Source organism: Allokutzneria sp. NRRL B-24872, from assembly GCF_002155965.1.
Classification (GTDB): domain Bacteria; phylum Actinomycetota; class Actinomycetes; order Mycobacteriales; family Pseudonocardiaceae; genus Allokutzneria.
In genome coordinates this window covers 91,250-115,515 of sequence record NZ_MUMH01000018.1, presented here as the reverse complement: position 1 = coordinate 115,515, position 24,266 = coordinate 91,250, and the positions used below count along the sequence as shown (strand labels likewise).

21 protein-coding genes and 1 pseudogene are annotated in these 24,266 nt (G+C 69.8%); 6 read left to right on the top strand and 16 right to left on the bottom strand.

What is annotated here, in order from left to right:
- Nucleotide 1: 1 nt before the first annotated feature.
- The 8 genes from CCN37_RS05395 to CCN37_RS05360 all read right to left on the bottom strand — a co-directional run bounded on the left by CCN37_RS05395 (nt 2) and on the right by CCN37_RS05360 (nt 9,862).
- Nucleotides 2–400, bottom strand: a complete 399-nt coding sequence (locus CCN37_RS05395) for a hypothetical protein (protein ID WP_086819524.1) — start codon at nt 398–400, stop codon at nt 2–4.
- Nucleotides 400–1,269, bottom strand: coding sequence for an N-acetyl-1-D-myo-inositol-2-amino-2-deoxy-alpha-D-glucopyranoside deacetylase (mshB, locus tag CCN37_RS05390; RefSeq protein ID WP_086819523.1), 870 nt, complete (start codon nt 1,267–1,269; stop codon nt 400–402). The genes CCN37_RS05395 and mshB overlap by 1 nt, the downstream gene beginning before the upstream one ends.
- 262 nt (nt 1,270–1,531) lie before the next feature.
- Nucleotides 1,532–2,572, bottom strand: coding sequence for an ABC transporter ATP-binding protein (locus tag CCN37_RS05385; RefSeq protein WP_086819522.1), 1,041 nt, complete (start codon nt 2,570–2,572; stop codon nt 1,532–1,534).
- Entirely contained in the window at nt 2,569–3,702 is a 1,134-nt protein-coding gene (locus CCN37_RS05380) for an ABC transporter ATP-binding protein (RefSeq protein WP_086819521.1), read from the bottom strand. Before CCN37_RS05380 ends, CCN37_RS05385 begins: the two co-directional genes overlap by 4 nt.
- Nucleotides 3,702–4,607, bottom strand: a complete 906-nt coding sequence (locus CCN37_RS05375; RefSeq protein WP_246842832.1) for an ABC transporter permease — start codon at nt 4,605–4,607, stop codon at nt 3,702–3,704. Before CCN37_RS05375 ends, CCN37_RS05380 begins: the two co-directional genes overlap by 1 nt.
- Before the next feature lie 7 nt (nt 4,608–4,614).
- Entirely contained in the window at nt 4,615–5,613 is a 999-nt protein-coding gene (locus CCN37_RS05370; RefSeq protein WP_086819564.1) for an ABC transporter permease, read from the bottom strand.
- A 218-nt stretch (nt 5,614–5,831) separates the two neighbouring features.
- On the bottom strand, nt 5,832–7,604 hold the full coding sequence (locus CCN37_RS05365; protein WP_246842826.1) for an ABC transporter family substrate-binding protein: 1,773 nt from the start codon (nt 7,602–7,604) through the stop codon (nt 5,832–5,834).
- Nucleotides 7,605–8,086: 482 nt separating this feature from the next.
- Nucleotides 8,087–9,862: an ABC transporter family substrate-binding protein gene (locus tag CCN37_RS05360; RefSeq protein ID WP_371503606.1), complete on the bottom strand. Its 1,776-nt coding sequence runs from the start codon at nt 9,860–9,862 to the stop codon at nt 8,087–8,089.
- A gap of 300 nt (nt 9,863–10,162) precedes the next feature.
- On the opposite strand from CCN37_RS05360, the gene CCN37_RS05355 reads away from it, so the two are divergent.
- Nucleotides 10,163–10,615 (top strand): hypothetical protein, encoded by a 453-nt coding sequence (locus CCN37_RS05355; RefSeq protein WP_246842825.1) that lies wholly within the window; start codon nt 10,163–10,165, stop codon nt 10,613–10,615.
- Entirely contained in the window at nt 10,612–10,974 is a 363-nt protein-coding gene (locus CCN37_RS05350) for a hypothetical protein (protein ID WP_086819518.1), read from the top strand. Before CCN37_RS05355 ends, CCN37_RS05350 begins: the two co-directional genes overlap by 4 nt.
- A 50-nt stretch (nt 10,975–11,024) precedes the next feature.
- On the opposite strand, the gene typA is transcribed toward CCN37_RS05350, so the two are convergent.
- A complete protein-coding gene (gene typA / locus CCN37_RS05345) occupies nt 11,025–12,935 on the bottom strand; it encodes a translational GTPase TypA (RefSeq protein WP_086819517.1) in 1,911 nt (636 codons plus the stop codon).
- Nucleotides 12,936–13,303: 368 nt separating this feature from the next.
- Nucleotides 13,304–13,609 carry a YciI family protein gene (locus CCN37_RS05340; protein WP_086819516.1) on the bottom strand — a complete coding sequence of 102 codons (306 nt, stop codon included), beginning with the start codon at nt 13,607–13,609 and terminating at the stop codon, nt 13,304–13,306.
- A gap of 203 nt (nt 13,610–13,812) precedes the next feature.
- Here CCN37_RS05340 and trpS point away from each other — a divergent pair, with 203 nt between their 5' ends.
- On the top strand, nt 13,813–14,784 hold the full coding sequence (gene trpS, locus CCN37_RS05335; RefSeq protein ID WP_086819515.1) for a tryptophan--tRNA ligase: 972 nt from the start codon (nt 13,813–13,815) through the stop codon (nt 14,782–14,784).
- A 58-nt stretch (nt 14,785–14,842) separates the two neighbouring features.
- On the opposite strand, the gene CCN37_RS41345 is transcribed toward trpS, so the two are convergent.
- From CCN37_RS41345 to CCN37_RS05320, 3 genes are read right to left on the bottom strand one after another with little or no spacing between them, the layout of a single operon-like run.
- The gene (locus CCN37_RS41345; RefSeq protein ID WP_246842824.1) at nt 14,843–15,688 is read right to left on the bottom strand and encodes an NUDIX domain-containing protein; all 846 of its coding nucleotides are present in this window, start codon (nt 15,686–15,688) and stop codon (nt 14,843–14,845) included.
- A gap of 18 nt (nt 15,689–15,706) precedes the next feature.
- Entirely contained in the window at nt 15,707–17,050 is a 1,344-nt protein-coding gene (locus CCN37_RS05325; RefSeq protein WP_086819514.1) for a cell wall metabolism sensor histidine kinase WalK, read from the bottom strand.
- Nucleotides 17,047–17,748 carry a response regulator transcription factor gene (locus tag CCN37_RS05320; RefSeq protein WP_246842823.1) on the bottom strand — a complete coding sequence of 234 codons (702 nt, stop codon included), beginning with the start codon at nt 17,746–17,748 and terminating at the stop codon, nt 17,047–17,049. The genes CCN37_RS05325 and CCN37_RS05320 overlap by 4 nt, the downstream gene beginning before the upstream one ends.
- A 145-nt stretch (nt 17,749–17,893) precedes the next feature.
- Here CCN37_RS05320 and CCN37_RS05315 point away from each other — a divergent pair, with 145 nt between their 5' ends.
- Genes CCN37_RS05315 through CCN37_RS05305 form a run of 3 tightly spaced genes read left to right on the top strand, consistent with a single transcriptional unit; the run spans nt 17,894 to nt 20,852 of the window.
- A complete protein-coding gene (locus tag CCN37_RS05315; protein WP_086819513.1) occupies nt 17,894–19,003 on the top strand; it encodes a sigma-E factor regulatory protein RseB domain-containing protein in 1,110 nt (369 codons plus the stop codon).
- A gap of 2 nt (nt 19,004–19,005) precedes the next feature.
- The gene (locus CCN37_RS05310; RefSeq protein ID WP_086819560.1) at nt 19,006–19,989 is read left to right on the top strand and encodes an ABC transporter ATP-binding protein; all 984 of its coding nucleotides are present in this window, start codon (nt 19,006–19,008) and stop codon (nt 19,987–19,989) included.
- Complete coding sequence (locus tag CCN37_RS05305; RefSeq protein WP_086819512.1) at nt 19,986–20,852, top strand: ABC transporter permease; 867 nt, start codon at nt 19,986–19,988, stop codon at nt 20,850–20,852. Before CCN37_RS05310 ends, CCN37_RS05305 begins: the two co-directional genes overlap by 4 nt.
- Nucleotides 20,853–20,903: 51 nt before the next feature.
- On the opposite strand, the pseudogene CCN37_RS05300 reads toward CCN37_RS05305, so the two are convergent.
- The 3 genes and pseudogenes from CCN37_RS05300 to CCN37_RS05290 form a co-directional block, all read right to left on the bottom strand.
- Nucleotides 20,904–21,605 (bottom strand): annotated as a pseudogene (locus CCN37_RS05300) (ABC transporter ATP-binding protein); the annotation flags it as partial.
- The gene (locus CCN37_RS05295) at nt 21,605–23,200 is read right to left on the bottom strand and encodes an iron ABC transporter permease (protein WP_210407876.1); all 1,596 of its coding nucleotides are present in this window, start codon (nt 23,198–23,200) and stop codon (nt 21,605–21,607) included. The gene CCN37_RS05295 and the pseudogene CCN37_RS05300, both read right to left, overlap by 1 nt.
- Before the next feature lie 3 nt (nt 23,201–23,203).
- Nucleotides 23,204–24,247, bottom strand: coding sequence for a thiamine ABC transporter substrate binding subunit (locus CCN37_RS05290; RefSeq protein ID WP_246842822.1), 1,044 nt, complete (start codon nt 24,245–24,247; stop codon nt 23,204–23,206).
- Between the last annotated feature and the right edge of the window lie 19 nt (nt 24,248–24,266).

The window sequence follows — 24,266 nt, the reverse complement described above, 5'->3', positions numbered from 1 at the left end:
GCTAGGCGCGGGCCGGGGTGGTGCCGAGGACGCCGCCCAGGACGACGGCGCCGGGGAGGGCTCCGACGGCGAGCATCGCCAGGGGGCGCCAGTCGTTGGTGAGCAGCAGGTCGCCGCCGGGACCGGCGATGCCGAACCCGATCACGGCGAGGAGCCACACCAGCAGCGGAGCGGCGGCGACCGACAGCCGCGTCGACAGGCCCGCGGCGAGCTTGACCAGCAGCGGCGTGGTCAGACCGGCGACGATCACCGACAACGGCAGCGGCCAGTTCGCGTCGACGCCGATGCCGGGGGCGAGGTCGCGCACCCGCAGCGGCAGGAACGCCAGCTCGGCCACGGCGAGCAGGACTGCGTCGACGAGCAGGACGACGAAGAACAGGCGGTCTGCGGCAGAGCGCACTAGCGTCCGGCCCCTCCGTGAGCGACGGGGACGCCGAACAGGTCGGTCTCGGCGCCGTCGGCACTGCCCTTGGCCAGCACGTAGTACTCCGAGGTCACCAGCGGCTGGGCGATGCCGTTGGACAGCGCGTAGGCCGCCGTCCCGTCGCCAGCCTGCCAGACCTGCACCTGGGTCGCGTGCGCGCGCAGGGCGCCGAGCTTGGCGGTGAGGTGTTCGGAGACGTCGACCGCGGTGGTGATCTCGGCGTCCTCGGTGACCGGCAGCTCGCCGGGCTCCGGCAGCCGGAACGGCAGGCCCTCGATCTCGCCGAGCGCGGCGACCCCGGTGTCGGTGGCGGCGCGGGAGGTGACCGCGTAGAACACCCGGTCGACGTCGGACACGCGCTCGGTGGCGGCCATGGTGACCTCGTGCGCGCGGATGTGGTCGGGGTGGCCGTAGCCGCCGTTGGGGTCGTAGCTGACGACGACCTGGGGGCGCAGTTCGCGCAGCACCGCTTCCAGCGCCGCGACCTGCTCCTCGAAGTCGCCGTTGACGAAGGCCCTGGGGTGGGCGTTCGCGGCGGTCTCGACCATGCCGGAGTCGCGCCAGCGGCCGGGGCCGCCGAGGAAGCGGTGGTCGGCGATGCCGAGCGCGCCGCAGGCGGAGCGCAGTTCGCCGACCCGGTAACCCCCGAGCTGGTCGGCCGCGTCGGGGCCGAGCCCGCGCAGGCCATCGGGGATGACCTCACCCTCTTCACCGAGGGTGCAGGTGATCACGGTGACGTGCACGCCCTGTGCCGCGTAACGCGCGATCGTGCCGCCGGTCCAGAGACTCTCGTCGTCCGGGTGCGCATGGACCAGCAGCAGCCGTGGTGGAGCCGTCAGTGTCACCGGATCAGCGTAGTAGCGGGGTTGTCAACGCTTCGCACCGTGGTCACCCCGATCGAGGGGAATATTCGCCTCTACGACTGGATCGGGTCTTCTTTACAGGTGAACACCTAGATAACCAAGATCAAATGCGTGGTGTCGTTCATACTGTCCGGCCGCTCCGCGCCCACTCATCCGAAGATCGACATGACGCACAGCGACGGGGCCGTACGCGAAGGCGCCCCCCGCGCGAAACGCGGAGGGCGCCCGTGAGCACAACGCTGGACTACACGACTTCCTTCACCTCGGCGAAGTGGCAGGCGGAGAGCGTTCCGCCGGTCCTGCGCTCCAGCTTCGGCTCCTCGACGGCGCAGATCTCCTGCGCCTTCCAGCAGCGGGTGCGGAAGCGGCAGCCCGAGGGCGGGTTGACCGGGCTCGGCACGTCACCGGTGAGCACGATCCGCTGGCGCTGCCGCTCGGCCGTCGGGTCGGGCAGCGGCACCGCGGACAGCAGCGCCTGGGTGTACGGGTGGCTCGGCTGGGCGTAGATGTGCTCCCGCTCGCCGATCTCCACGATCTTGCCCAGGTACATCACCGCGACCCGGTGCGAGATGTGCCGCACCACCGACAGGTCGTGCGCGACGAACAGGTAGGCCAGCCCGAAGCGGTCCTGCAGCTCCTCCAGCAGGTTCACCACGCCCGCCTGCACCGAGACGTCCAGCGCGGAGACCGGCTCGTCCAGCACGACGAGCTTGGGGTTCAGCGCCAGCGCGCGGGCGATGCCGATGCGCTGCCGCTGACCGCCGGAGAACTCGTGCGCGTAGCGGTTGCGGTGCTCCGGGTTGAGGCCGACCAGCTCCAGCAGTTCGTCGACCCGGCCCTGGACGTCGCCGTCGTAGCCGTGGATCTGGAACGGCTCGGAGACGATGTCGTTGATCGACCACCTCGGGTTCAGCGAGGCGTAGGGGTCCTGGAAGACGATCTGCATGTCCCTGCGGACCGGCCGCAGCTGCTTGGTGGTCAGCGACGTCAGCTCGCGCCCCTCGAACTTCACCGAGCCCGAGGTGGGCTTGTGCAGCTGGAGGATCGCCCGCCCGGTGGTGGACTTGCCGCAGCCGGACTCGCCAACCAGGCCGAGCGTCTCCCGCGCGGCCAGGTCGAAGGTCAGCCCGGAGACCGCCTGCACCTCGCCGACGGTGCGCGGGATGACCCCGCCACCCCGGATCGGGAAGGACTTCACCAGGTCGCGGACCTGGAGCAGCGGCTCGGTCTTCGCGCCGCCGTCGCGGGTGCCCTGCGCGGCGGCGTCAGTGGTGTTGACACTCATGAGGTCTTCTCCTCCTCAGCCGCCATGCGGGCCTCCACCGTCGCCAGCTCCTCGGCGACGGGCAGGCTCGGGTCGGCCGCGGTCAGCTCGGCGGGGTTCTCCACCGTGCCGATCTCGCTGTGCGCGAACAGCTTCTTCGGGTCCGGGTGCTGGGCCAGCTGCTCCCAACGGATGCAGCGCGCGGAGTGCCCGTCGATGCCGACCGGGAGCAGTTCGGGCTCGGCCGCCGTGCAGTCGTCGGTGGCCAGCGGGCACCTCGGGCTGAACGCGCAGCCCGGCGGCAGGTTCATCAGCGAGGGTGGCGCACCCTTGATCGGGGTGAGCCGCTGGCCGATGAGCCCCGCGTGCGGGATCGAGCCGAGCAGGCCGACCGTGTACGGCATCCTCGGGTTCTCGAAGACCGTGTTGACCTGGCCGGACTCCACGACCGTCCCGCCGTACATGACCTGGACCCGGTCCACCATGCCCGCGACGACACCGAGGTCGTGGGTGATCATCATGATCGCCGCACCCGTCAGGTCGCGGATCTGCAGCAGCGTTTCCAGCACCTGGGCCTGCACCGTCACGTCGAGCGCGGTGGTCGGCTCGTCGGCGATGATCAGCTCCGGGTCGTTGATGATCGCCATCGCGATCATCGCCCGCTGCCGCATACCGCCGGAGAACTCGTGCGGGTACTGCTTGGCCCGCCGGTCCGGCTGCGGGATGCCGACCTGCTCCAGCGAGGCGACGGCCTTCTCCCACGCGGTCTTCTTCGGCACCGCGTGGTGCGCCCGGTAGGCCTCGGCCAGCTGCCAGCCCACGGTGTAGACCGGGTTCAGCGAGGTCATCGGGTCCTGGAAGATCATCGCGATGTCGTTGCCGCGGATCTTCTCGAGCGCCCGGCCCTTCAGCCCGACGATCTCGGTGCCCTTGAACGCGATCGAGCCGGAGACCTTCGCGGTCTTGGGCAGCAGGCCCATGATCGCCGAGGAGGACACCGACTTGCCGGAGCCCGATTCGCCGACGATGCCGAGGACCTCGCCCCGGTCGAGTTCGAAGGACACGCCGCGCACGGCGTGCACGACACCGTCCTCGGTCGGGAAGTCCACGCCGAGGCCGTCGACGGTGAGCAGTTTCTCGGAAGTGGTCATCAGGCACGCACCTTCGTCTGCCTCGGGTCGAACGCGTCGCGCAGACCGTCGCCGATGAAGTTGATCGTCAGCGAGATCAGCACGATCACCACGAACGGCGCGTAGAACAGCCACGGCCGGTCTTGGAACTGCGAGTAGTTCTCGATGATGATCAGGCCGAGCGAGGTGTCCGGCGGCTTCACCCCGAGGCCGATGAAGGACAGCGCGGCCTCCGAGAGCACCGCCGTCGCCACCGCCAGGGTCGCGTTGACCGTGATGATGCCGGTCAGGTTCGGCAGGATGTGCTTGAAGATGATCCGGCTGTTGCTCGCGCCGAGCGCCTTGGCCGCCTCGATGAACTCGCGCTCGGCCAGCGACAGGGTCTGGCCGCGGTTGATCCGGGCCACCTGCATCCAGCTGAACAGGCCGAGCACGATCGCCACCGTGTACCAGCTGGCGGGGAACGCGTGCACCGCGATGGCCACCAGTGCCAGCTGCGGCACGATCAGGAACAGGTCGACCAGGCGCATGACGAAGGTGTCGACGGCCCCGCGCAGGAAGCCGGCGACCGCGCCGAGGGTCACGCCGATGATCGTCGCCATGATCGCCACGACGAGCGCGATCAGCAGGGAGTACTGCGTGCCCTGGAAGATCAGGGCGAGCATGTCCTTGCCGATCTGGCTGGTGCCGAGCGGGTGGTCGGCACTCGGCGAGGCGAAGGACGAGCCGCCGGTGTAGGTCACGTCGTACTTCCAGAACGCGCCGCCGAAGACGGCGCCCAGTGTCAGCAGGACGAGGACGACGAGGCTGGCCATGGCCAAGCGGTGTCGCATGAAACGGCGCAGGACGGTCTGCCACTGCTTGCGCGCGCCGGTGCCGAACTCGTAGCTCGACGACGCCGCCCCCGCTGCCGGGGTTTCGGTGATCTGCGGGTTAGCCAAGGCGAATCCTCGGGTCCAGGATGCCGTAGAGGATGTCGGCAACGAGGTTGAAGACGACGACGAGGATGGCGGTGATCATCAGCCACCCCATCAGCATCGGTGGGTCGAACTGCTGGACCGCGCTCACCAGGAGGTTGCCCATTCCGTTCCAGCCGAAGACGCGCTCGGTGATGATCGCGCCGCTGAACACCGCGCCGATGTTGAGCGCGGCCAGGGTGGTCACCGGGATCAGCGCGTTGCGGAAGGCGTGCCGGAAGATCACCCGCGCCGGGCGCAAGCCCTTGGCGTGGGCGGTCCTGACGTAGTCCGAGCTCAGCGTCTCCAGCATCGAGGCCCGCTGGAACCGGCTGTACGCGGCGAAGCTGATGGCTCCGAGCGCGATGGTCGGCAGCAGGAACGTCCCGGTGTAGACCCGGAACTGCTCGAGGATGTCGCCCTTGAACCCGCCGACCGGTGGACCGGCCGTTGTCAGCCAGCGCTTCATGCCCAGGCCGGTCAGCACGTCGTTGAACTGGATGCCGTAGGTCTTCACCACGATCGCGACGCAGAACACGGGCATCGAGAACATCACGAACGCCGTGGAGGTCGCGAGGTAGTCGAAGATCGAGTACTGCCGGACCGCGGCGAGCACGCCGACGGCGATGCCCAGGGTGACCGCGAGGACCTCGGCCCCGAGCACCAGCTTGAAGGTGGTGCCGAAGGCGGTGGTGACCCGGTCGAAGACGTCGGCCCTGGCCTGGCCCAGCGCGATGCTGGTCCCCCAGTCACCGGACAAAAATGAGGTGAGCCAATCCCAGTAGCGTGACAGGATCGGCTTGTCGAGCCCCAGTTCGAGGGCCAGGTTCTGGATGTCGGCCTCGGTCGTGCCGGGACGGCCGCGCAGCCCCGACAGGGGATCACCGGCCGAGGCGACCATCATGTAGGCGAGGAAAGATCCGATGCCGAGGATCGGGATCGAGACCAGTAGTCGCCGGAGAATGTAGCGAACCACGTTGTCTTCCTTGGTGGGAGCGAGTTCGGGGGCGAACACACCGCTTGTGGCGGCTCGGGGAACGCCGTTCCGGGAGACGCGCAGCGCGAACCTTACTCGGCGGTAACCGGATTACGAGAGGCTCGTCAAAGCTTCGAATACGAAGCGGGCCGGGACCAGGTGACGTCCCGACCCGCTTCGAGTTCTCTACTTCGTTCTACCGCTGCGACGTGCGGAGATCAGGAGACCTCCCACTCCCACGCGTTCCAGGTGGAGCCGTTGCGCGAGTGGTAGCCGACGTTGGTCACGTTGTCGTTGAACGCGATCAGGTTGGCCAGCGAGAACAGCGGCAGCGACGCGTAGTCGGCCGCCATCGCCTTGTTCGCCTTCTGCAGCGCGGCGTCGCGGACGGGCTCGTCGAACTCGGTGTCCACCTTCGGCATCTCGGCGTCGACCGTGGCGTTGGAGTAGCCCTGCCAGTTCTGGCCACCACCGGTGGTGTAGATCGGCTTCTTCTCCGCCTTGAACGGCGAGCCGACCCACGCGAACAGCGCGACGTCGTAGTCGCCGTTGCTGACCCGCTCGTCGAGGAAGTTCGGGTCGGTGTCGTCCTCGATCTGGATACCGGCCTGGCGGCAGGAGGACTGGATCAGCTCCACGGTCTGCTTGCGCCGCGGGATGTCGGTGTGGCTGATCTTGAAGGAGGCCTTCTGGCCGCCCTTGGCGTAGATGCCGTCGCCACCCTTGGCCCAGCCAGCGGCCTCCAGCGTCTTACCGGCCTTGGCCGGGTCCGCGGGCATCACCGAGGTGAAGTCGTCCTGGTAGCTGGCCTCGTCCGGCATGAACAGCAGGCTGCCCAGCGGCTTCGCGGCCGGGTCGACGCCCTTGACCAGCTTGTCGACGATCTCGTTGCGGTTGACGCACTCCGCGAACGCCTGGCGGAAGGCCTTGTCCTGGAACAGCGGCCGCTTGAAGTTCAGGTCGAGGTGCTCGAAGGTGTCGCCACCCTTGGCGGAGTACTTCACGCCCTGGGAGGACAGCTCGCGCAGCTGACCGGCCAGCACCGGCTCGGCCTGCGGGGCGATGATCTGCATCTCGCCGTTCTGCAGCGCCTGCTTCTGCGCGGTCGGGTCGGCGATGCTCTTCATCGTGATGGCCTCGGGGCCACCCGGGTTGCCCGCCCACTTCTCGTTGCGCACGAAGCGAACGAACTGGCCCTGCTGCCAGGAGTCCATCTTGTACGGACCCGACGCCGGCATGACCTCCTTCTTGAACCCGTTCCAGCCGGTGTTCCAGAAGGTGGCGACCTTCTCCACCTCGGGCGAGGTCGGGGTCACCTTGGTGACGTCGGCGACGCCGGTCTCCTTCTCCAGGATGTGCGCCGGGAGCATCGAGGCCTTGTCGAAGATGCCCTTGTAGTCCGCGTACGGGGAGCTGTACGTGGTGACGAAGGTCAGGTCGTCCTTGCACTCCGGGGTGATGTACTCGTACCCGCTGGTGCTCGCGGGGGTGAAGTAGCTGGACTTGCCGTCCGGCTTCTTCGCCTTACCGCTCTGCGCGAGCCACGCGAGGTAGAAGTCGTCGCAGTCCCAGGCGGCGCCGTCGGACCACTGCACGCCCTTCTTGATCTTGTACGTGATGACCTGCGGGCTCTTCGAGGTCTCCTCGACGGCGTCCATCACGTCGCCGTTGAGCAGAACCTTCTTGTTGATGTCGACGAAGAAGGGCTCCGTCAGGATCAGGTTCGCGATCAGCGTGTTGTTGAAGTTGTTGCCGTCCGCGGTCTGGTTGTTGTACGTCGTGTACGGAGCATCGTGACCAACGACGACTTCCTTGCCCGACTTCACCTTGGGCGCTTTGTAGATGCCATCCGGCTGCGAACCCTTGGCAGCCGTCAGGACACCTCCGCCCCCGGCGCCGCCGTCGGTACCGCCACCTCCACCGCAGGCGCTCAGCGTGAGGACCCCAACGGTCAGCACGGCGAACGCGGAGACAGCCTTGGATCTCCTCATGGACACGAGCCCTCCTAGCGCTGGGACACCACACGGCCGATCGGGGCCATGCTGACCCATCATCAAAGGACGCGCCTTCTCACTGCCCTCGACCGGCGCGTCGGGTTGCACGCTAGGAAGCCAACTCGGCGACGGTCATCCTCCGCCCGCCGATCGTGACCAAAGGGTAACTCAGGTATGACGGAGGGTGACGAGTCAGTTACCGAACGCCAGAGTTCGTTTTCCGAACGGTAACTTACACAGATTTTCCACCGTCAGTACGTAATCTTCAACAAGGCGTCCACCCGTTCGAACTACATGCCGGAACTCGTTCGGACAGCGTGACCGCCGTCGCATCGACGGATCGTCACTGCCTCGGTCCGATAGGGCGATAGGGCGCTCCGGCTCCCTTGGCGGTCGAGCGCGCCCATAACCGACGACGGAGCGTGAGCCTCAACGAGGCCCAACCTCCACTCAGTGGCCCATGCCGGGCAAACGATGGCTCACTTCGTCGGCGGGGGCGTCGGCGTCGCGCTGCTGGAGGTGACCGGGACGCGCTTCCAGTCGGCCGCCTCGACGAACGGGCCGACCAGCGGGGGGCCCGCCGTCACGCCGGAGACCTCCGGCCGCGTCACCAGGGTGTCGCTGAGCTGGAACAACGGGATCGACACCGTCTGCTGCCAGAGCGCGGCCTCGATCCCGGGCAGCGCGTCGGCCAGCGGCATCGAGCCGGTCAGGGCGCCGTCGATCACCGGCTGCAGCGCGCGGTCGCAGAAGCTCGCCGGATTGGGGCGGCCCACCGGGACCCCGCCGTCGCTGTCGCTCTCCGTCCAGCAACCGAAGTTGGAGGCCAGCACGGTCGCCGGGTCCTCGCCGAACGCCTGGGGCACGACCGCGATGTCCACGCCGCTGTCCACCGGAACGCCGGGCTGCTGGGCGGGCGAGAGCATGTCGCCGTAGAGCTGGTCGCCGACCGAGGTGACCACCCTGGCCGGGATGGACGCGCCGGCGAGCTGGCGCTGGAGCTGGTGGGCGACCATCACGTACGGCTCGTTCTCGGCGGGCGCGGCGATGATCAGGTTGAGCTGCTGGCCGTTGCGCATCCACGCCCCGGCCTGCTGGGTGTAGCCGGCCTCGACCATCAGCCGCTCCACGGCGGCCAGGTCGGGCTTGCCGCTGCCGGGAATGCCTTGGGGCATCGTCGGTTTGTAGCCGCGCTGCGAGGGCGCGTAGACGTGCGCGTCGGCGCGCAGCTGGGCGGAGGGGCCGTTGCCGGTACCGACTCCGATGAGCGCGTCACGGTCGATCGCCGCCGCCACGGCCGCGCGGACCCGGCTGTCGGACAGGCGCGCGCTCGCCGGGCGCAGCAGCAGCTGGAGCACCGTCGGCCTGGGCACGGTGGTCAGCGAGACGGTCTTTCCCAGTTCCCGCAACGACTCCATGGCGATCTGGTCCGGGCGCAGCAGCGACATCTGGTCGTTGCCGCTGCGCAGCGCCGACACCAGGCCGTTGTGGTCGCTCTTGCGGAGCACGATGCGGTCCAGCACGGCGGGCTGGTCCCAGTAGCGGTCGTTGCGCTCCAGGACGACCTCACCGCGGTCCACGTCGACGCTCTTCAGCGTGAACGGGCCGCCGGAGGCGGGGAAGCTGCTCTCCATCGCGCCGAGCCAGCCGCCGGGGGCGTCCTTGAGCAGGTGCGCGGGCAGCAGGTTGGCGAACAGCGAGCGCCAGCCGGGGTAGGGCTTGCGGAAGGCGACCTCGACGGTCTTGCCGCTGTCGCGCGAGGAGATGCCGGAGATCAGCCGGTAGCCGGCCGAGTTGACCACTCCGGGCGAGGTGCGCATCTGCTGCCAGAGGTAGTCGAAGTCCTCGGCGGCGATCGGCGCGCCGTCGGACCAGGAGGCGTCGCGGCGCAGGGTGTAGGTGACCGTGAACGGCTCGGTCTTGCTGACCTGGGCGGAGCTGACGATCGTGCGGTCCAGCACCGGCGCGCCGTCCGGGCCCGGCCGGTGCACCGAGGGCAGCAGCAGCGCGCCCAGCGTGGTCGTCAGCGCGGACTGGTCGGCCAGGGTGTGCGGGTTGAAGCCGCGCCGGAGGGTGTCGATGCCGACGACGACCTCGGTCAGGTTCGGCGCCTTCGACGGCGTGATGCTCGGGGTGGAGGTGACCAGTTGCGGCGGCGGCAGGTCGGTGCAGGCGGCGGCCCCGGTCAGGGTGGCGCACAGCAGCGCGAGCAGCCGCCCGGTTCTACCGGGTCTCTTCTCCCCTGAGGAGCCCACGCGGCACACCTCCCGTGGCTAGTGTCGTGAGTCGGCGTCCTCGTCACGGCCGGTCGCGAGGACGGGTCGGGCACGAGGCTGCCAGACGGGGCGCTCGGCGCCATCGGCGGCACCCCGGCCAGGCAGTCACCAACCTACTTGGAGTTGGCCCCTGTTCTGGTGACGTCCCGCCGCCGTTCCGGTTGCCCGGGCCGATGATCTTGATCTCGAACGGGTCCCCATCCGCGCCCAATAGCCGATGCCAGACCTTTAAGGTAATTTGCAAGTATGCCCCTCGCGCCGAATGTCACGTTCTCGGAGTTGTCGAACAAACCACTCGACACCGTCCGCAAGCTGCAGGAATCGCCAAGCCGCTCGCTACTCGTGCGTCGCCGCGGCGACGAGGAGGACCTGGTGCTGACCACGGCCAGTCGCGCGGAGGAGGGGCGCGAGGTCGCTGCGACCACCACCGCGTTGTTCGTCTCGCTCATGCAGCACAGCGACGAGGTCCGCGACCTGGTGACCGACGTCCTGCCCAGGGTCTTCCCGTGGGTGCGCTTCCTGCCGAAGGTGGACATGCGTGCCTTCGTCGTGGAGCTGGTGGACGTCATGGAGGCGGCGGCTTCGCTTGGCAATCCCGCTCCGGTGAGCCAGTTGATCGCGGAGTGGCGCCACACCGCCGAGGTCCACGCCGACCCGCGCCTGCTGGCCGTCCTGGGCGAGGACGTCGAAGACCTCGGCGAGATCCCGGCACCGGAGGCTTCCGCCGAGTGAGCCCGAAGAAGGGGGACGCCGTCGCACCGCCGGTCACCGGTGCGGAGTGGCGGATCTGTTACGGAACAACAGAAGCAGCCAAGGGGTGGCAGGAGTTGGAGAACGCCGCGGCTGGCAACCCGCGCAAGGCGTGGGACACCATGCGGACCGATCCGGGACCGGGGCCCGGCAAGCCGACCTCGCGACACCACCGGCTCAAAGGACAGTTGGCCGCAGGCACTCGCGGCGGCCACCACCTGCCGCAGTGGCAGCTCGAAGTCACCGGTGGCGGTCGGATCTGGTACCTGTTGGACGCGGAGAAGCGCACGGTCTGGGTGCAGTACGCCGGAACCGGCCACCCCAAGGCCACCGACGCCTGAGGGCCCGCCGGGACGGTTCCCGGCGGGCCCTCAGCGTTCAAGCGCTGTGCTTAGTTCATCCGCTTGGCGCGGGCGCGCTCACGGCCGCGCAGGTGCGAGTCCAGCACCAGCTTGCGCACGCGGACCACGGTCGGCGCGACCTCGACGCACTCGTCGGAGGCGCAGAACTCCAGCGCCTCCTCCAGCGAGAGCTTGCGCGGACGGGCCAGGGTCTCCATCACGTCGGCGGAGGACTGGCGCATGTTGGTCAGCTTCTTCTCGCGGCAGACGTTGACGTCGAGGTCCTCCGAGCGCGGGTTCTCGCCCACGACCATGCCCTCGTAGGCGTCCGCGCCGGGCTCAACGAAGAAGGTGCCTCGGTCGGCCAGCTGGATCATCGCGTAGGCGGTGATCGCGCCGGTGCGGTCGGCGACCAGGGAGCCGGTGTGCCGGGCCCGGATCTCGCCCGCCCACGGGAAGTAGCCCTCGAAGACGTGGTTGGCGATGCCGGTGCCGCGGGTCTCGGTGAGGAACTCGGTGCGGAAGCCGATCAGGCCGCGGGCCGGGATCACGTACTCCAGCCGGATGCGACCGGTGCCGTGCCCGCCCATGGTCTCCATCTGGCCCTTGCGGTTGGCCATGAGCTGGGTGATCGCGCCGAGGTGCTCCTCGGGCGAGTCCACGGTCAGCCGCTCGAAGGGCTCGCAGAGCTTGCCGTCGATGGTCTTGGTGACCACCTGCGGCTTGCCGACGGTCAGCTCGAAGCCCTCCCGGCGCATGGTCTCCACCAGGATGGCCAGCGCCAGCTCGCCACGGCCCTGCACCTCCCAGGTGTCCGGGCGCTCGGTGGGCAGCACGCGCACGCTGACGTTGCCGACCAGCTCGGAGTCCAGCCGCGACTTGAGCATCCGCGCGGTGATCTTGGTGCCGCCGTTGCGCCCGGCCAGCGGCGAGGTGTTCACGCCGATGGTCATGGAGATGGCCGGCTCGTCCACGGTGATCCGGGGCAGCGGGCGCGGGTCCTCCAGGTCGGCGAGGGTGTCGCCGATGGTGATCTCCGGGATGCCCGCGATGGCGACCAGGTCACCGGCGATGGCCTCCTCGGCGGGCACCCGCTCCAGCGCGTCGGTGATCAGCAGCTCGGTGATCTTCACGCGCTGGGTGGAGCCGTCCTCGCGGCACCAGGTGACCTGCTGGCCCTTCTGGATGCGGCCCGCGTGCACGCGGCAGAGCGCGATGCGGCCGAGGAAGCTGGAGGCGTCGAGGTTGGTGACCAGCGCCTGCAACGGCGCGTCCACGTTGGCCTTGGGCGCGGGCACGTAGTCCAGCAGGACCTTGAACAGCTCGTCCAGGTTCTCGGTCTCCGGCAGCTCGCCGTCGCCGGGCTGGGCCAGCGAGGCGCGGCCGGCGCGGGCGGAGGCGTAGATGACCGGCAGGTCCAGGATCGCGGCCTGGTCGACCTCGATACCGGCGGACTCCAGGTCGGTGGCCAGCTCCAGCAGCAGGTCGTGGGTCTCCTCGACGACCTCGGCGATGCGGGCGTCCGGGCGGTCGACCTTGTTGACCACGAGCACGACCGGCAGGCCGGCGGCCAGGGTCTTGCGCAGCACGAAGCGGGTCTGCGGCAGCGGGCCCTCGGAGGCGTCGACCAGCAGCACGACGCCGTCGACCATGGCGAGGCCGCGCTCGACCTCACCGCCGAAGTCGGCGTGGCCGGGGGTGTCGACGACGTTGATGATCACCGGGCCGTCCGGGGTCTCCCGGCGCACCGCGGTGTTCTTCGCGAGGATGGTGATGCCCTTCTCGCGCTCCAGCTCGCCGGAGTCCATGACCCGGTCGACCAGCTCGGCTCGGGCGGAGAAGGCGCCGGACTGCCGCAGCATGGCGTCGACGAGGGTCGTCTTGCCGTGGTCGACGTGCGCCACGATCGCGACGTTGCGCAGATCAGTCCTGGTGCGTTCGGTCGTCGGTGCGGTGGGCACGCGGGGGCTCCTCAAGTGAAATGCCAGGGGGCGGCCACCGGCTCCTACGCGCACGTGACCCACTTGGAGGATAGCCGCTGACGGAGCGTGCTCCCGACCGCCCACAAGGTCAGGCGAGCCTAACCTAGCCTGTCCGCACCGGTACCCCACTGAGAGGAACAAGGGCGCGCATGGGCAAGGGAAAAGTCAAGAAGAAGTGCTGCCGCTCAAAACCCCGGTGCAAGCGTTGCCCAATCCTCGCGCTACTGAAGGACAAAGAGAAGGCAAAGAAAAAGAAGAAAAAGTAAAGGACACCCGCCGGCCCCCGGGCTCCGGACAACCGACGGGACACACAAGTCCTCTTCTGGGTGAACCCCGACTGGTTTTACCTAGGAGGCTTCGTCGAGCGCCTCGTTGTACGCGAGCATCCCCCCGTCCGTCCTCGTGCACCGGAAGTCGATCACCTGGTAGCGCGCCATCCTGCGCAGGACCAGCGGGTCCCTGGCCAGCACCGCGTCCAGCTTGCCCCGCGCCATCGGCCTGGCGATGACCACCCGCCCCTCACCGCCGGGCCTGCCGCCGGAGGCGAGGAAATAGCCCGATTCGTACTGTTTGTTCATCCATTCGGCGTGTTCGGCGAGAAGGTAGTCGATCTCGTCAACGGGGGCCGCATAGGCGAGCAGCGCGATATACATGACTTTGACGGTAGGACTCCCCGATCTTCGGGTCGAGAAGCGTCGGTGATAGAATCTCAAAGTATGCGCATTCTTAATCTTTGGTGGCGCCGCCCCCGGCGGCCATAAGGATCAATTGCGCATTCCCGACACTTCGGCCGCCGCGCAGGCGGCCCCCGCTGTGTCGAGGGTCTCCTCGCGGCCCACCCCTGAGGAGCTCCGCAGTGACCGAACTCTCCGGTATCAGGACCAGCGGCCCGGCACATCTGGGCAACTACCTGGGCGCCGTGCGGCGGTGGGCGGCCGGTCAGCGGCCGGACGACGTGTTCCTCGTCGCCGACCTGCACGGCATGACCACCACGCACAGCCCGCACCGGCTGCGCCAGTACGCCCGGCAGGCGTTCGCGCTGCTCATCGCCTCCGGCGTGGACCCCGAGCGGGCCGTGGTGTTCGTCCAGTCCGACCTCGTGCGCGAGCACGCGGCGCTGACCTGGGTGCTGGAGTGCACGTGCACCTACGGCGAGGCCAAGCGGATGCGGCAGTTCCGGGAGAAATCCGGCGGGCAGGACTCGGTGCGGCTCGGCCTGCTCACCTACCCCGTGCTCCAGGCGGCGGACATCCTGCTCTACGGCGCGGACCGGGTGCCCGTCGGCGAGGACCAGCACGAGCACGTCGAGCTGGCGCGGGCGCTGGCCAACCGCTTCAACGGCACCTACGGCGAGGTGTTCGTGGTGCCCGAGGGCGTAGTCCCGGCGGTCGGGGCGGGCATCAAGGACCTGGCCGAGCCCACGCGCACCATGGCGAAGTCCTCCGGTGAGACGCCCGGCGTGGTGTTCGTGCTGGACTCCCCCGACCTCATCCGGCGCAAGGTCGAGCGCGCGGTCGCCGAGGACCTCGGCGAGCTCCGCTACGCGCCGAAGGAGCGGCCCGGGGTGTCGAACCTGCTGGAGATCTTGGGTGCGTGCACCGGCGTCAGCCCGCGCGAGATCGGCGCCGACATCGCCGACCTCCACCAGCTCAAGGCCACCGTGGCGGACACCGTCGTGGAGATGCTGCGCCCGGTCCGCGAGCGGATGACCGAGCTGCTGGCCGACCTGGCAGAACTCGACCGCCTCCGCGCTTTCGGCGCCGCACGGGCCCGCGACCGGGCCACCCCGCGCCTCGAAGCCGCGCTCAAAGTCGTAGGCCTCAGCTAGCGCTTAAGCCCTGAACGGGTCGTTTGGTGCGTTGAACGCACTGAACGACCCGTTGGGGTCAGGGGGCTTCGGCCAGGAGTGCGTGGAGGTCGGGGAGCAGGGCGATGTCGGGGTCGAGCCAGTCGAGCGAGGCGAGCCGTTCGACCGGAACCCATTCCACGGCAAGGTGTTCCAGCGCTGAAGGCACCGCGTCGCCGTCCGCGAGCGTGGCCGCGTAGGCGCGCATGAGGTAGCCCTTGGGCAGGGGCACGTCGGGGCCGATGCGCGTGCCGACGGTGACCGCCGCGCCCAGCTCTTCGACGCACTCGCGGACCAGGGCGGCCTCATCGGTCTCCCCCGCCTCGACGCGCCCGCCGGGCAGCTCCCACCGCCCGGCGAGGTGTTCGGGATAGGACCGCTGCTGCGCGAGCAAGTGTCCTTTGTGGACGATCGCGGCGGCCACCACGACCGGGGAGCGGCCGAGTGAGAGCACCCGCGAGCGCACCGCGTCTCCCCTGCGCTGCAACAACTTCAGCACGAAGCGGCGCATCAGCAGCACGTCGGCGACCGAGCCGATCGGGCCCCACGGGGAAAGCCAGCGAACGGAGTCGGTGACCAGGGTCCCGGCTCGGGTCTCGGCCAGCACGATGTCGTGCCGGAGCCGCCGCACGAGCTGATCAGGGGAAGCCAGCTCCGACGAGAGGCCGGTGTCGTCGGCCCGCACGATCTTGGTGCGCAGGGGAACGCGGACACCGGGCAGGAGCGGGACCTCGAAGCTCAGCTCGTCACCGACGCAGAGCAGATCGCCGCGAGCGGTGCACCGCGAAAGCGGGCCAGTCGCCTGGACGACGGTGACATCGCGGACGGCCGCCGCGACAGTGCGGATCGGCGCGTCGATGAGCAGGGTGGACCTCAGAACCGGCACGCGCCCGATCTTGGCACGTCAGGATCTGTGGGTCTGCCAGCGGATCTCCAAGCGGGCGCCGCCCTCCGGCGAGGCACCGGCACGCACGCTGCCCTCCCTGCGGTGCACGACGTCGGCCACCATCGCCAGGCCCAGCCCAGCGCCGCCCGTGTCGCGGTCGCGCGCGCCGTGCACGCGGTAGAAGCGGTCGAACACGCGCTCGCGGTGCTCCGGCGGAATGCCCTCGCCGTCGTCGTCGACGACCAAGCGCGCCTGCGGCCCGGCGGGCAGCACCATCACGCGCACCTGGCTCTTGGCGTAGCGACGCGCGTTGCGCAGCAGGTTGTCCAGCACGAGCTCGACCTCCTGGCCGGTCGCGCGCACCCACACCGGCACGAAGGTCTCCACGCGCACCAACGGCCCGTCGTCGGGCTGGCGGCGCACGACGTCGCGGACGAGGCCGTTCAGCTCGACGGAGTCCACCGGAGGCAGCGCGGCCGTGTCGGAGCGCGCGAGCTTGAGCAGGTGGTCGACGACCTCGGACAGCCGCTCGGCCTCGATGGCGACCTCTTCGAGGACCTCCTGGGCCTCGTCGGGATCGGGGTAGGCGACGGCCACCTCCGCCTGGGCGCGGATCGAGGCCACCGGGGAGCGCAGCTCGTGCGCTGCGGCGCCGCTGAACTGGCGCATCCGCTCGGCGGACTCGTCGCGGCGAGCGAGCAGGCTGTTCAACGCCTCGGCCAGGGCGTGCAGCTCGTCGCGCGCCTCCGGCAGCGGCAGTCGCTCACCGGCGGGCAGCGCCTGGGCGGCCGAGCGCATCCGCTCCACCGGCCGCAGCGACCAGCGCACGGTGACCCACGCGGTGAACGCGACGGCGGCGGTGCCGAGCAGCGCCACGGGCACGAACCACACCACGATGTTCTCGAACAGCCTCATCTGCTCGCTCGCGTCCAAGCCGGCGAGCACGAGCCGCTGCGAGCCGTCGGGCGCACTGGCGACGGTCGGCAACCACCTGGTCGAGTCGTAGTTGCGGGAGATCGTGATCGCCTGGCCGCCGAGCAGCGAACGGACCTCGGACGGGTAGAGGTCGGGGGCGCCGATGCCGTCCTGCGGCTCTCCGGCGGTGTTGAGCACGCGGACCTGCACCGCGCCCTGCATCCGCGCGGCGGGCTTGCCCTCGGAGACGGAGCTGGACGCGGCGGTCAGCACCTTCCTGAGCTGGCCGTCCATCTGGTCGGTGAGCCCCTTGGTGAGCACCAGGGACATCACCTGCGCGAGCACGAGGAAGCCGCCGAGCGCTGCCGCCGCGGCGACCATCGTGATCCGTCCGCGCAGGCTGCGGCCGCGCCACCAGTGCTGGACAGCGCCGATCGGGCCCCTCATGTCTCGGCTGCGGTCTCGTCGCTCGCGAGGTAGCCGTGCCCGCGCACGGTGCGCACGAGGTGCCCGGCTCCGGCCGCGTCGAGCTTGCGGCGCAGGTAGCCGACGTACACCTCGACGGCGTTGCGGGTGGCGGCCTGCTCGTCGCCCCAGACCGCGCGGAGCAGGTCGTCCTTGGCGACGACCGTCCCGGCGCGCCCGGCCAGCGCCGTGAGCAGCGCGTACTCGCGGGGGCTCAGCGGGATCGGCTCGCCCTCCCAGAGCACTTCGCGCGCGGCCTGGTCGATCTCCAGCCGACCGAGCCGCAGGCGGGAGCGCCCGGAGCCGCCCTCGGCCGCCTTGCGCCGCAACAGCGCCTTGACCTGGGCGACCAGCACCATGAAGGAGAACGGTTTGACGATGTAGCCGTCCGCGCCCAGGTCGAGCCCGTCGGCCTGGTCGACCTCGCCGTCCTTGGCGGAGAGCATCAGCACCGGCGTGGTGACACCGTCCGCGCGCAGGTGCTGGAGCACCCGGTAGCCGGAGAGGCCCGGCAGCATGATGTCCAGCAGGACGAGGTCGAAAGCACCGGTCAGCGCCGCGCGCAGGCCGCTCGGCCCGTCCTCGGCGGTGACCACGTCCATGCCCTCGGCGCGCAGTCCCCGCTGGAGGGCCCTGCGCACCCCGACCTCGTCGTCCACTACGAGCACCCGTGGCTTCACGTGCACAGCATGCACTCAGCTGAGAGTCTTGGCCTTCACCCTCTCAGTGCTCTCTCAGCGAACGGCAGCGGTCTCAGGTCTATCTCAGCGTCGGGCCTGCACAGTCGTCATCACGGAGGGAAACCCGTCCGAGGAGGAGACGAACATGGATCGCAAGAAGGCCACAGTCGCAGCTGCCGCGGTCGGGGCGCTCGCAGGCGCGGTCGGACTGACCGTGCTGGCCATGCCGTCCGGTGCGGGTGCCGCTCCCGTGCTGCCGCCGGTGAACCCGGAGCAGCTGGTGCAGTCGGTGCTCAGCCAGAACGAGATCCCGGCGCTGGGGGGCACCGTCGAGGGCAAGGCCAACCTCGGCCTCCCCGCCATCCCCAACATGCCGATCGACCTGAGCGGCGTGTCCGCGAAGATCTGGTCCGACGGCACCGGCAAGGCCCGGGTGAGCACGAGCCAGACCGGCGGCGAGAAGATCATGGTCAACGACGGCACCACCGCGTGGACCTGGGACTCCAGCACGAAGGTCGCCACCAAGCACACCTTCGACAAGGCGCAGGCCCCCAAGGAGCGCCCCGCTGAGCTGAACGACCCGGCCAGCGCGGCGAAGCAGATCATCGACGTGGTCCGCCCGCACAGCAGCATCTCGGTGGACGGCACGGCCAGCGTCGCCGGTCGCGACGCCTACGAGCTGGTGCTCGCGCCCGCCCCGACCGAGCGCACGCTGCTGCGTGAGGTGCGCGTCGCGGTGGACGCGGAGAAGCGCATCCCGCTGCGGGTGGTCGTGCTGGCCAACGGCTCCAGCGAGCCGGTCGCGCAGATCGGCTTCACCAAGCTCGACATCGGCGCGCAGGACCCGAAGATGTTCACCTTCACCCCGCCTGCGGGCTCGAAGGTCGAGGAGAGCACGGCGAAGTTCAAGGACGCCGAGAAGCGGCACGAGGAGTTCGAGAAGAACCGCAAGCCGGGTGAGGCTCCGAAGCTGCCGGAGAGCGACCAGTTCAAGGTCGTCGGCGAGGGCTGGGACACCACCGTCGCCGGGCGCCTGCCCAAGCTCGACCAGCTGCCCAAGGACGAGAACGGCAAGTCCCCGCAGAACCCGATGGACCTGATCAAGCAGTTCGGCGCCAAGGTCGAGGGCCCGTGGGGCAAGGGCTACCTGATCACCACCAAGGTCGGCACCGGCCTGCTCACCGAGGACGGCCGCTTCGCCGCGGGCGCCGTTCCGTCCCAGGTGCTCATCGAGGCGATCGGCACCGTGAAGTGAGTCTGAGCACCGAGCCGCTTGCGGCGACCGGTGCGGCGGGGGCGGCGAAGTCCGCCGCCCCCGCCCTCGCGGCCCGCACCACCGGCCTTCGCAAGGTCTACGGAAACACCGTCGCGGTCGACAGCGTCGACCTCGAGGTCCCGCAGGGCGCGGTGCTCGGCCTGCTGGGACCCAACGGTTCCGGCAAGACCACCACGATCAGGATGCTGCTCGGTCTGACCAGGCCGAGCGCGGGCAGCGTCGAGCTGCTCGGGGTGCCCATGCCCGACGGCGCGGACCGCGCGCTGCCGCACGTGGGCGCGCTGGTGGAGGGACCCGGATTCCACCCGTTCCTCTCCGGGCGGGAGAACCTCCGCCGCTGCGCCGCCGCCGAACCGCTGCTGCCGACCGAGGGGATCTCCAGGGCCGTCGACGGCGCGCTGGAGCGGGTCGGTCTCGGGCACGCGGCGACGCGGAAGTACCGGGGGTACTCGCTGGGCATGAAGCAGCGGCTCGGCCTGGCCGCCGCGCTGCTGGTGCCGAGGCGGCTGGTGGTGCTCGACGAGCCCACCAACGGGCTCGACCCCGCGGGTACCAGGGAGATCCGCGGTGTCATGGCCGAGCTGCACGAGGCGGGGACCACGGTGGTCGTGTCCTCGCACCTGCTGGCCGAGGTCGAGGCGACCTGCACCCACGTCGCCGTGCTGCACCAGGGCACGGCGGTCGCGCAGGGCTCGCTCGCCCAGCTGCTCGACGGGGGGACACCAACGCTCACCGTGTCCACCGAGGATGTTCAGCTCGCAGTGGACACGTTGCGGGACAACAGAATTCCTTACAAGTCCGATGTGGACGGTGTGCGCGCGGAGCTGGTCTCCGTGACGCCGCAGCAGGTGATCGAGAAGCTCGTGCTCGCCGGGGTGGGCGTGCGCGAGGCACGACGCGAGCGGACCGGGCTCGAAGAGCTGTTCGCCAGGTTGACGGAGGCCGACGTGCGGGAGGGGTCATGACCACGGCATCGATCGCCTCGCCGGATCTCCTGGAGAGGACGCCCAAGGCACCGCTGGGCAGGCTGTTGCGCTCGGAGCTGCGGTGGGTGCTGCGGCGCCCGAGGACGCTGGCGGCCTTCGGGGTGCTCGCCCTCGTCCCGATCGGGCTCGGCATCCTGATGAGCGCGCTGGACATCGGCGGCTCACCCGTCGTGGGCGGGCCACCGATGCTGGCCTCGTTGCTGGGCAACGGAATGGTGCTGCCGCTGGCGGCGATGAGCATGGCGATGCCGTTGCTGCTGCCGATGATCATCTCGATGACCGCGGCCGACGCGATCGCCGGTGAGTCCAGCCACGGCACGCTGCGCGGGCTGCTGATCGCTCCGATCGGCCGCACCAGACTGGTCGTGGTGAAGACGGCGGGCGTGGCCGCGGTGACCGCGATCGCCGTCGCCGTGCTCGCGGTGCTGGGGATCACCTCGGGGGCGGTGTTCACCGGGACCACGGAGTTCACGTCGATCTCGGGGACGGCGCTGAGCTTCGGGGATGCCCTGGGGCGGGTCGGCATCGCGGCCGCGTGGGTGTGGTTGCAGATGTTCGCGGTGGCCGCGGTCGCGCTGGCGCTGTCGTCGCTGACCGACCACCCGCTCGTGGTGCTCACGGTGATGATGGGCACGCTGATCGTGTTCGCGGTGCTCGGGGGGATCGCCAACCTGTCGTGGCTGCACCCCGTGCTGCTGACGACCGGGTGGATGTCGCTGATCGACGTGATCCGCGATCCGATGGAGACGGCGGCGCTGACCGAGGGCGCGATGCGCGCGCTGTGCTACGTCGTGATCGGGTTGTCAGCGACCGTGGCCCGCATGGCGACCAAGGACAGCTGAGTCGGGGATCGGCGAGCCGCAGCAGGGGCAGCTCGCCGATTCGCCGTTGTAGCCGAGGAAAGCGGCTACACCATCGTCGGCCGGGCGCTTCCGGACTTCTTCGGGAGTGCCCGTCTGCACGATCTTTCCCTTGCGCATCAACGCGATTCGATCGGCCAGCGCGAACGCCTCGCCGTGGTCGTGGGTCACCAGGAGCGCTGTCGCTCCGGCCCGGCGCAGGAGCACGGCGAGATCAGCCGCCAACTGCTCGCGCAGTGCGCGGTCCAACGCCGACAACGGTTCGTCCAGCAGCAACAGCTTCGGCCTCGGCGCGAGAGCACGCGCCAACGCCACGCGCTGCTGCTCTCCCCCCGACAACTCCGTGGTGCGCCGCGAGCCGTATCCGGGAAGGCCGACGAGGTCGAGCAGTTCCGCGACGCGCTCCGCCTGCGCCTTCTTGTCAGCGCCGCGCATGCGCAGCCCGAACGCCACGTTGCCCGCCACGTCGCGGTGCGGGAACAGTTGGCCGTCCTGGAAGACGAGGCCGAACTCCCGCCGGTGGACCGGCACCCCGGCCAGGTCCGCGTCGTCCCACGCCACAGCGCCAGAACTGCTCTGCTCCAGGCCTGCGACCGCGCGCAGCAGCGTCGACTTCCCGCAGCCGGAAGGACCGAGCAGCGCGAGCACCTCGCCGTCGGCGATCCCCAGGTCCACGTCGGACACTGCGATGGTTTGTCCATAGTGGACGCTCAAGTTGCTGACCCGCAGGCCCATCAGAACTCTCCCAGGGCTTCCGAGCCGACGCGGACGCGCTCGACCAGCGCGACAGCGGCGACGGTGACGATCATCAGCAGCACGCACGAGGCGTAGGCCATCTGCACGTTCAGCTCCCCAGGGCGCGAGATCAACCGCGAGATCGCCACCGGCAGCGTCGGCGCGTCCGGCCGCACGAGGAAGCTGGTCGCGCCGAACTCGCCGAGCGCGACCACGTAGCCGAATCCGGCGGCGGCGAGCAGCGAGCGTCCCGCGAACGGGAGGTCGACCTCGCGCCACACGCGCAGCGGCGAGGCCCCGAGCGTCGCAGCTGCCTGGCGCAGGCGGTCGTCGATCGCGCGCAGCACGGGCAACACCGTCCGGATGATCAACGGCATCACCACCAGCGCCTGCGCGAACGGCACCAGGATCGGCGATGAGCGGAGATCTCCGGGCAGCGAGTCCATCGTGACGAGGTAGCCGAACCCGACCGTCACGGCGGAGACGCCGAGCGGGAGCATCAGCGCCATGTCCATCGCCTCGGCGAGCCGGCCGCGCCGTCTCCGCAACTGGGACAGCACGACCGCTGCGAGAACTCCGAGGAACATGGCGAGCAGGGTCGCGTCGAAGGCGGTCCGCAACGAGTTCATCGCCGCGGTCAGCCCCGACACCCCCAACGTCGACGCCGCCGCGTCCCCCGCGAGCGCCGTGTACCCGGCCAGGCTCCAACCGTCCCTTGTGGACAGTGACTGGACTATCAGCGAGAACACCGGCAGCAACAGGAGAGCCACGATCGTCAGCGCCGCGCCGACCACGACCCGCTCAGCTCCTTCGGGCCTTCTCGCGGTCTCCGCGCTTCGCCGCAGTGCCAGCGCCGTCTCGCGCTTGCGCCGCGCAACGGCTCCGACGAGCAGCGCGCCGACCACAGCGACGAGCTGCACGAGCGAGAGCGCAGCGGCTCCTGGCAGGTCGAGCAACTGCACCGTGCGCAGGTAGATCTCGGTCTCCAACGTCCGGTACTCCGAGCCGCCGAGCACCAGGACCACGCCGAAACTCGTTGCGCAGAAAAGGAAGACCACCGCGAGCGCCGAGCCGATCGCGGGCGCGAGCGCGGGCAACGTCACCGAAGTGAAGGCGCGCCAACGAGAAGCGCCCAGCGCACGCGCCGCGTCCTCAGCTCGCCGATCGAGGTTCGCCCACAGACCGCCCACGGTCCGCGCCACCACCGCTACGTTGAAGAACGCGTTGGCCAGCACGATCGCGACCACTCCGCTGTCGCCGAGCAACGAGCGGAAAGCCATGCCCACCACCAATGTGGGCAGCACGAACGGAATCGTGACGATCAGCCGCACGAACCCCCGCCCGCGCACGGCGCAGCGCGCGAGCAGGTACGCGACGGGCAGCCCCGCCAGCAGAGCGACCACGGTGGACGCCGCCGCCTGGCCGAGCGTGAAGGCCACCAGCTCCCAGGTCTGCGGGTCCGCCAGCACCGCGCCGACCCCGGACTCCCCCAGCCCCAAGCCGATGATGGCCGCGACCGGCCAGGCGAAGAACACGGCGAGGAACAGCAGCGGAACCGCCGCTCCCACGCCGAGAGCGATCTTCGTACCGCGCACCCGTCAGCCCTGCACGATGGACCGCCACAGGGCGAGCCAGCGCTCACGGTCGCGGTCGACCTGCTGCGCGGGCAGCTCAAGCGCCTTGGTCGGCAACGGCGCCGCCGTCTGCCAGGACTGGGGCAGCGCAACGCCTTCACGCGTCGGGTAGACGAACATCTGCTCGGCCAGCTGCGACTGCACCTTGTCCGACAACAGGAAGTCCACGACCTTGCGCGCGCCTTCGGTGTTCTTCGCGCCCGTGAGCACGCCCGCGTACTCGACCTGCCGGTAGCACCCGCCGAGCAGCGCCTTCGTGCGCGGCTTCCCGTCCTGGCCGACCTCGGCCGACGGCGAGGAGGCGTAGGACACCACGAGCGGGCGCGGCCCCTTGCCGGAGGAGCCGGAGAAGTCCTGCGTGTAGCTCTGCTCCCAGCCGCTGGCGACCTTGACGCCGTTGGCCTTGAGCTTCGTCCAGTACTCCGCCCACTGCTGCTCGCCGAAGGTGGCCACGGTCGCGAACAGGAAGGCCAGCCCCGGGGACGAGGTCGCCGGGTTCTGCACCACGAGCAGGTCCTTGTAGCGGGGATCGGTGAGGTCCGCGAGCGAAGTCGGCTCCGGAATGCCGCGCTGGGCGAGGAAACCCGTGTCGATGTTGAGGCACACGTCGCCGACGTCGACCGCGTTGAGCTTGTCCTCCGCCCCCGCGACCGCGTAGCGCTGCGCGCCCTTGGCGGCTTCGGGGCTGCGGTAGGACTGCAGCAGGTTCTGCCCGATCGCCCGCGAGGCGTAGGTGGAGTCGATCCCGAAGACCGCGTCGGCCAGCGGGTTCCCCTTGGTCAGCACCAGTTGGTTGGTCATCTCGCCCGCGTCGCCGCGGCGGCTGATCTCGACGGTGATGCCGGTGTTCTTGGTGAACTCGTCCAGCACCGGCTTGGGCAGCGCGAACGAGTTGTGCGTGACCAGCACGACCTTCTCGCCGCCGGTCTCCGCCTCGCCGCCGCCCGTCAGCGAGCACCCGCTGACCAGCGCGAGCACCATCAGCGCTCCGAGTGTTCTGCTCCGCACTTCGTCCCTCCTGGTCGCC

What these genes read in the sequence shown, in the direction of transcription:
- CCN37_RS05325 (WP_086819514.1), bottom strand. Translation starts at nt 17,050, where the DNA reads ATGAGGGGCCCGATCGGCGCTGTCCAGCACTGGTGGCGCGGCCGCAGC.
- CCN37_RS05380 (WP_086819521.1), bottom strand. Translation starts at nt 3,702, where the DNA reads ATGACCACTTCCGAGAAACTGCTCACCGTCGACGGCCTCGGCGTGGAC.
- CCN37_RS05365 (WP_246842826.1), bottom strand. Translation starts at nt 7,604, where the DNA reads ATGAGGAGATCCAAGGCTGTCTCCGCGTTCGCCGTGCTGACCGTTGGG.
- CCN37_RS05340 (WP_086819516.1), bottom strand. Translation starts at nt 13,609, where the DNA reads ATGTATATCGCGCTGCTCGCCTATGCGGCCCCCGTTGACGAGATCGAC.
- CCN37_RS05305 (WP_086819512.1), top strand. Translation starts at nt 19,986, where the DNA reads ATGACCACGGCATCGATCGCCTCGCCGGATCTCCTGGAGAGGACGCCC.
- CCN37_RS05385 (WP_086819522.1), bottom strand. Translation starts at nt 2,572, where the DNA reads ATGAGTGTCAACACCACTGACGCCGCCGCGCAGGGCACCCGCGACGGC.
- CCN37_RS05315 (WP_086819513.1), top strand. Translation starts at nt 17,894, where the DNA reads ATGGATCGCAAGAAGGCCACAGTCGCAGCTGCCGCGGTCGGGGCGCTC.